The organism is Massilia sp. UYP34, assembly GCF_056279385.1.
Window position 1 is genome coordinate 1 of record NZ_JBWBRF010000054.1, and the last position, 1,374, is coordinate 1,374.

General features: G+C 51.6%; 1 rRNA gene. It reads left to right on the forward strand.

Annotated features, from left to right (window positions below):
• Positions 1 to 1,359 (forward strand): 23S ribosomal RNA (locus ACZ9AQ_RS24150); the annotation flags it as partial.
• Between the last annotated feature and the right edge of the window lie 15 nt (positions 1,360 to 1,374).

Below are 1,374 nucleotides of genomic sequence, written 5' to 3' on the forward strand. Positions count from 1 at the left end.
GCCATGTGCGACGAAGCAATCGGAAGTGGTTCCAAGAAAAGCCTCTAAGCTTCAGTCATACGAGACCGTACCGCAAACCGACACAGGTGGGCGAGATGAGTATTCTAAGGCGCTTGAGAGAACTCGGGAGAAGGAACTCGGCAAATTGGTACCGTAACTTCGGGATAAGGTACGCCCTAGTAGTTTGACCACTTTACTGTGGAAGGATGAACGGGTTGCAATAAAATGGTGGCTGCGACTGTTTAATAAAAACACAGCACTCTGCAAACACGAAAGTGGACGTATAGGGTGTGACGCCTGCCCGGTGCTGGAAGATTAAATGATGGGGTGCAAGCTCTTGATTGAAGTCCCAGTAAACGGCGGCCGTAACTATAACGGTCCTAAGGTAGCGAAATTCCTTGTCGGGTAAGTTCCGACCTGCACGAATGGCGTAACGATGGCCACACTGTCTCCTCCCGAGACTCAGCGAAGTTGAAATGTTTGTGATGATGCAATCTACCCGCGGCTAGACGGAAAGACCCCATGAACCTTTACTGTAGCTTTGCATTGGACTTTGAACCAATCTGTGTAGGATAGGTGGGAGGCTTTGAAGCGGACACGCCAGTGTTCGTGGAGCCATCCTTGAAATACCACCCTGGTTTGTTTGAGGTTCTAACCTTGGTCCGTTATCCGGATCGGGGACAGTGCATGGTAGGCAGTTTGACTGGGGCGGTCTCCTCCTAAAGTGTAACGGAGGAGTTCGAAGGTACGCTAGGTACGGTCGGACATCGTGCTAATAGTGCAATGGCATAAGCGTGCTTAACTGCGAGACCGACAAGTCGAGCAGGTACGAAAGTAGGACATAGTGATCCGGTGGTTCTGTATGGAAGGGCCATCGCTCAACGGATAAAAGGTACTCTGGGGATAACAGGCTGATTCCTCCCAAGAGTTCATATCGACGGGGGAGTTTGGCACCTCGATGTCGGCTCATCACATCCTGGGGCTGTAGCCGGTCCCAAGGGTATGGCTGTTCGCCATTTAAAGTGGTACGTGAGCTGGGTTTAAAACGTCGTGAGACAGTTTGGTCCCTATCTGCCGTGGGCGTTGGAAATTTGAAGGGGGCTGCTCCTAGTACGAGAGGACCGGAGTGGACGAACCTCTGGTGTACCGGTTGTCACGCCAGTGGCATTGCCGGGTAGCTAAGTTCGGAAGAGATAACCGCTGAAAGCATCTAAGCGGGAAACTTGCCTTGAGATGAGATTTCCCGGAGCCTTGAGCTCCTTGAAGGGTCGTTCGAGACCAGGACGTTGATAGGCTGGGTGTGGAAGTGCAGTAATGCATTAAGCTAACCAGTACTAATTGCCCGTACGGCTTGTCCCTATAACCTTGGTAGTC